We start from the raw sequence: 6,000 nt of genomic DNA, 5'->3' as shown, positions 1-6,000 counted from the left end.
GGGCTCTGCGCGGCCGGCCCGAACCAGCGCTCGAGTGCGTCCGTGACGGGCTGGTCGTCGGTCGAGGTCCAGGCGACGTAGCCGTCGGGCCGCACGAGGACGGCGGCCGTGCCGGTGAACGGGTCGGTGCGGGTGTCGGCGGGGTCCGCGGACGCCGTCACCGCGACCACCCGGTCCTTCCACCGCTCGGCGGTCCGGCGGAGGTCGGCGTCGTCGGCGAGGTCGAGCAGTACGCCGTGTCCGTGGCGCAGCAGCGCGGTCGTGGTGGTGGCTCCTTCCGCGGTGCGCAGGGCGCGGGGCGGCAGGCGGCGGCCGAGCAGGGGGTGGTCGCCGCCGGGGAGGGGGTAGTGGATGTCGAGGTGGCTCACCGAGCCCGCGAGGTGCCGCCGGACTCCGTCATGGGTGAGGAGTTCGGTGAACAGCTCCCGGAGCGGGTCGGCTTCCTCCCCGCCGAGGAACACCAGGCCCTGGGCGCGGGTGTTGCTCAGCAGCCGCGCGCCGACCGGGTGCCGCTCGGCGTGGTAGGTGTCGAGCAGGCCCTCCGGCGCCCGGCCGGTCACCTCGGCGGCCAGCTTCCACCCGAGGTTGGCCGCGTCCTGTACGCCGGTGCTCAGCCCCTGGCCGCCGGCCGGGAGGTGGATGTGGGCGGCGTCGCCGGCGAGCAGCACCCGGCCCCTCCGGTACTCGGTGACATGGCGGGTGGCGTCGGTGAAGGAGCTGACCCACTCGGCGCGGCCGTGCGAGATGTCCTCTCCCGTGATGTGCCGCCAGGCCTCGGCGACCTCCTCGAAGGTGACGGCCTGGTCGCGGTCGCGGGCCGGGGTGCCGTGCGGGCAGACGATGATCCGGTCCACGCCCTCGCCGAGCGGGGCCGCCATCACCATGCCGTTGGGCAGCTTCTCGCCGAGGAAGCGGGGCTTGAGGCCGCAGCCGACGACGTCGGCGAGGTACATGCCCCGGGTGGCGGGGGTGCCCGGGAAGTCGAAGCCGGCGGCCCTGCGGACGGCGCTGTGGCCGCCGTCGCAGCCGACGAGGTAGGCGGCGGTGAGGTGCTTCTCGCCTTCGGGGGTGGCGAGGGTGACCCGGACGCCGTCGCCGTGGTCGGTCAGGTCGCGCAGTTCCCAGCCGCGGCGTATGTCGGCGCCCAGTTCGGTGGCCCACTGTTCGAGGACGGCCTCGGTCTGCGACTGGGGTATCCCCCGGGCTCCGAAGTGGGCGTCCTCGAGCGCGGTGTAGTCGAACTGGACGCCGCCGAAGTGGCCGAGCGGGCTGGTCTCCAGGTCGCCGAACCGGGGCAGCAGGCCGCGTTGGTCGAAGGTCTCCATGGCGCGGGCGGTGAATCCCAGTCCCCGTGACTGCCCGGTGGGCGCTTCGAGCAGTTCGGTCACGATCACCCGCGCCCCGCCCAGGCGCAGCTCACCGGCGAGCATCAGTCCGGTGGGCCCGGCCCCGACGACTATCACGTCCGTGTCCACGAACGTCCCCTCCTGTCTGTGTTGGTGGTCCGGCGCGGTTCGCCGTGCGTGGCCGCGCCCGTCCGTGGTCCTCACGCGGTGACGGCGGCCGGTGCGGCGTCCCGGACGGGCCGCCACCAGCTCGGGTTGTCCCGGTACCAGGCGACCGTCGCCGCGAGTCCGTCCTCGAAGCCCGTCCGCGGCGCCCAGCCGAGCGTTTCGCGGATCTTGGCGTCGTCGAGGGAGTAGCGCAGGTCGTGCCCCTTGCGGTCGGTGACGTGCCTGACCATCGAGCGGTCGGCGCCGCAGAGTTCGAGGATCCGCTCGGTCACCTCCAGGTTGGTCAGCTCGCTGCCGCCGCCCACGTTGTAGATCTCGCCGGGTCCGCCGCGCAGCAGCACCAGGTGGACGGCTCGGCAGTGGTCGTCGACGTGCACCCACTCGCGCCGGTTCAGCCCGTCGCCGTAGACGGGTACCGGGACGCCGCGCAGCAGGTTGGTGACGAACAGCGGGATGAGCTTCTCGGGATGCTGGTAGGGGCCGTAGTTGTTCGAGCAGCGTGTGACGGAGACGTCGAGGCCGTGGGTGCGCCAGTAGGAGCGGGCGACGAGGTCGGACCCGGCCTTGGACGCGGCGTACGGCGAGTTGGGCAGCAGCGGCCAGTCCTCGGTCCAGGAGCCGTCCTCGATCGAGCCGTACACCTCGTCCGTGGACACGTGCACGACGCGCGCCACGCCCGCGGCCAGGGCGGCGTCGAGCACGGCCTGGGTGCCGAGGGTGTTGGTCCGGACGAACTCCGCGGCTCCCGCGACCGACCGGTCGACGTGGGACTCCGCGGCGAAGTGCACCACGGCGTCGTGTCCCGGCAGGAGTTCGTGCAGCAGCGCCCGGTCGCAGATGTCGCCGTGGACGAAGGTCATGCGCGGGTGCGCGGCGGGCAGGTTGGCGCGGTTGCCCGCGTAGGTGAGTTTGTCCAGGACGGTGACGTCGACGTTCCGCGTCGACTCGTACCGCCCCTCCAGCAGTGCTCGCACGTAGTGCGAGCCGATGAAGCCGGCGCCGCCGGTCACCAGGATTCTCATGACACGCTCCGAACTGGACGAGCGACGGGCCGGTCAGCCGGTCGCGGCGATCTCCATGACGTATCGGCCGTACGAGGAGTTCGCGAGCCGCTTCCCGAGCCGGTGGCAGGCCTCGCGGTCGATGAATCCCATACGCCAGGCGATCTCCTCGATGCAGGCGATGCGGACGCCCTGCCGGTGTTCCAGGATCTGCACGTACTGGCCCGCCTCGGTCAGCGCGTCGTGCGTTCCGGTGTCGAGCCAGGCGAAGCCCCTTCCCAGGGACACGAGTTCCGCCTTGCCGCGCTCCAGGTAGATCCGGTTCACGTCGGTGATCTCGAGTTCGCCGCGCGGTGAGGGACGCAGGTTCTTCGCGATGTCGACCACGTCGTTGTCGTAGAAGTAGAGCCCGGTGATGGCGAGGTTCGACCTGGGTCGGGCCGGCTTCTCCTCCAGGGAGACCAGCCTGCCCTCGTCGTCCAGTTCGCCGACTCCGTACCGTTCGGGATCGCGCACCGGGTAGCCGAACAGCACGCAGCCGTCGACGTCCGTCACGGCTTCCTGGAGCAGGGCGCTGAATCCGGGGCCGTGGAAGATGTTGTCACCGAGTACCAGCGCCACCGGGTCGTCACCGATGTGGTCGGCCCCGATGAGAAAGGCGTCGGCGAGCCCGCGCGGTTCTTCCTGTTCCGCATAGGTCAGCCGCAGCCCGTAATCCGAACCGTCTCCCAGCAGCCGCCGGAAACCCTCCAGATCGCGCGGGGAGGAGATGATCTGGATATCGGTCACGCCCGCGAGCATCAGCACCGAGAGCGGGTAGTAGATCATTGGCTTGTCGTATACCGGGAGCAGCTGCTTGGACATTCCCAGAGTGATCGGCTGCAGCCTTGTTCCGTGGCCACCGGCCAGAATGATCCCTTTCACGGTCCCTGCCTCCAGGCATTATCTGCTGGGTCGTGGTCGAGAAGACCAATGACCAGCTTTCTCGGCCTACTTGACGGATTCAAGGGCCGTCAGGTCAGAGCGATGTCAATTCTTGTCAGAGCGGCCGACGCGCGCGGGTTCGGGTTTTCCGAACCAGTCGCCCAGCGCGTTTTCCGGCCCACCGGTCGCGCCGGTCCACGCGATGTGTCCGTCCGGCCGTACCAGGACGGCGCGGGCCGCTCCGAGCGGCCCGTCGGGGGCCGGCCGAGCGGTCACGGTGACCACGCGGTCGGCCCACGGCCGCACCGCGGTGCGCAGGGCCGCGTCGCCGGCGAGGTCGAGCAGCAGGCCGCGGCCGGAGGTCCGCAGCAGGTCGCGTGTGTTCATTCCGCCGTGCACGCCCTGGAGTTCGGTGTACGGCAGCCGGGCGCCGAGGAGCGGGTCACCGGGAGCCGTGTCGGCGCCGTAGCGGATGTCGAGGCCCGAGATCATGCCGGCCAGGTGCGCACGGGCCTCGGGCCGCTCGTCGATGAGCTCGGCCAGCAGTGTGCGCAACGGCTCGACCTCGGGTCCGCCGAGCAGCAGGTGCGCCTGGGCTCTGATGTCGGCGAGCACCCGCCGGCCGACCGGGTGCCGCTCGGCGTGGTAGGTGTCCAGGAGCCCCGCGGAGGCCCGTCCGCTGACCTCGGTGGCGAGCTTCCAGCCGAGGTTGACGGCGTCCTGCAGTCCGAGGTTCAGTGCCTGGCCGCCGATGGGCATCTGCTGGTGGGCGGCGTCGCCGGCGAACAGCACCCGGCCGTGGCGGTAGTTCGCGAGCTGCCGGTTGGCGTCGCCGAACGAGTTCACCCACACCGGGGTGCCGTGGTCGACGGTCTCTCCGGTGACCCGCTTCCAGACTTCCGCGAGTTCGGCGAACTCCGGTTCCGCGGTGCGGCGCCGGGCGCCGGCCTGGAACTCGTGCACCATGATCCGGGTGATCCCGTCGGCGCGGCGCGCCGCGATGGCCAGGCCCCGGTCCAGCCGCTGGAAGCGTCGGTTCGGTACGTCGATCCCCGCGACGTCCGCACGGAGCAGTTCCCGGCTCGCCTCGCGTCCGGGGAACGGGGCTCCCACGAGTCGGCGCAGGGTGCTGTGCTCCCCGTCGCAGCCCACGGCGAAGCGTGCCCGTACCCGCAGCGACCGGCCCCCGGGCCCGGCCGCCACCGCCTCGACGTGGTCGTCGGCGAAGCGCGCCGCCCGCAGCTCGTGGCCGCGCCGCAGATCCGCGCCGAGCCCGAGCGCCCAGTCCCGCAGCAGTGCCTCCGTGCGGGTCTGCGGCACCTTCCACTGGCCGGGCCAGGGGCTGGGCAGCCGCAGGTCGAGCGGCACCCCGCCGAAGTGCCCCCGGGGCTCGTCGGGCGGGGTGCCCAGAGCGTCCAGCAGTCCGCGGCTGTCCAGCAGTTCCATGGTGCGGGCGTGCAGCGTCGAGGCCCTGGACTCGGTGGTCGGTGCGGCAAGGCGTTCCAGGACGACCGTCTCGGCGCCGCCGAGGCGCAGTTCACCGGCGAGCATCAGTCCGACGGGGCCCGCTCCGACGATCAGGACCTCGGTCTCCAGCACGGGAGTGGGCACGGTCAACGCCTGCTCTCGGCGAAGTCCTTGGCGTGGCCGAGGGTGGCACGGCTGTTCGTGCTGAGCGCGTTCCGCACGTAGGAGCGGGCGTCCTCGACCGTGGCGTCCGCGCCGAGGATCTTCGTGATGTTGGCCGTGTTGAGGACGACGGTGTGCTGCGAGGAGGCGGTCACGCCGGTGCCGTCCTCGACGAACGTCCAGTAGCCGGTGTGCAGGGTCATCAGCGCGGGCAGGGTGACCTGCTTGTAGGCGATCCTGTGGTGCGGGAAGGTCACCCGGTAGGACTTGGTGGTGTGGGTGGACCCGTCCTTGGCGCGGGTGTCCATCTCCAGGGACTGCAGGCCGTCGGTGTCCTCGCCGAAGCGGACGGAGGCCACGTGCGGCAGCCGCTCCGCCCACAGCCCGGCCTCGTTGACGAAGTCGTAGGCGTCCTTCACGGAGCCGTCGATCCGCACCGAGTCCTCGAAGGAGAAGGTGATCTCCTCCGAGGCCACGGCGAACTCGACGTTCGTCTTCAGCGCGGCCAGTTCGGAGCGCGAGTTGCGGTCCACGGCCTCGTCGATCCACTTCAGTCCGGCGGGATCGTCGTCGATCGCCCGGTAGTCGTGCAGCAGCCTGAGCCGGGACGTGCTCCCGGACAGCGGCTCGACGATCCAGGCGCCGCCCATCGCGGCGACCGGCGGTGTGGAGACCTCCTGGCGGAAAGTGATCCGCAGGTTCTCCGGGTCCAGCGTGCGGCGGGAGATCCAGTTCTTCGCCTCGCCGTTGGCGGTGGCCCAGATCCGTATCCGCTCCTGCCTGTCGCCCCTCTCCAGGTGGTCGACGTAGATGGTGGGCGGGAAGATCCGCGGCCAGTTCTCCACCTCGGCGATCAGCCGGTAGACGGCGGCGGCCGGGGCCTCGACGGTGATCTCGTGCTCGACCTGGCGGGTAGTCATGTCACTTGCTCC

5 protein-coding genes are annotated in these 6,000 nt (G+C 71.3%); all 5 read right to left on the bottom strand.

The window, feature by feature from the left end; translation table 11 throughout:
* Positions 1 to 1,475 (bottom strand): FAD-dependent monooxygenase (locus FNX44_RS01435; protein WP_143646047.1); only part of this gene is annotated, 1,475 nt, incomplete at its 3' end.
* 71 nt (positions 1,476 to 1,546) lie between these two features.
* Positions 1,547 to 2,536: a dTDP-glucose 4,6-dehydratase gene (gene rfbB / locus FNX44_RS01430; RefSeq protein ID WP_143646046.1), complete on the bottom strand. Its 990-nt coding sequence runs from the start codon at positions 2,534 to 2,536 to the stop codon at positions 1,547 to 1,549.
* Between the two features lie 33 nt (positions 2,537 to 2,569).
* Positions 2,570 to 3,439, bottom strand: a complete 870-nt coding sequence (gene rfbA, locus FNX44_RS01425) for a glucose-1-phosphate thymidylyltransferase RfbA (RefSeq protein ID WP_143646045.1) — start codon at positions 3,437 to 3,439, stop codon at positions 2,570 to 2,572.
* Positions 3,440 to 3,544: 105 nt separating this feature from the next.
* Positions 3,545 to 5,050 (bottom strand): FAD-dependent monooxygenase, encoded by a 1,506-nt coding sequence (locus FNX44_RS01420; protein WP_323369008.1) that lies wholly within the window; start codon positions 5,048 to 5,050, stop codon positions 3,545 to 3,547.
* A 2-nt stretch (positions 5,051 to 5,052) separates the two neighbouring features.
* Positions 5,053 to 5,988: an aromatase/cyclase gene (locus tag FNX44_RS01415; protein ID WP_143646044.1), complete on the bottom strand. Its 936-nt coding sequence runs from the start codon at positions 5,986 to 5,988 to the stop codon at positions 5,053 to 5,055.
* Positions 5,989 to 6,000 lie beyond the last annotated feature (12 nt).

Source organism: Streptomyces alkaliterrae (assembly GCF_007097205.2).
GTDB classification, from domain to species: Bacteria; Actinomycetota; Actinomycetes; order Streptomycetales; family Streptomycetaceae; genus Streptomyces; species Streptomyces alkaliterrae.
This window is presented reverse-complemented; position numbering and strand designations above follow the sequence as displayed.

Bases quoted from the DNA above. Each gene is read 5' to 3' on its own strand.
- rfbB (WP_143646046.1), bottom strand. From the start codon at position 2,536: ATGAGAATCCTGGTGACCGGCGGCGCCGGCTTCATCGGCTCGCACTAC.
- FNX44_RS01415 (WP_143646044.1), bottom strand. From the start codon at position 5,988: ATGACTACCCGCCAGGTCGAGCACGAGATCACCGTCGAGGCCCCGGCC.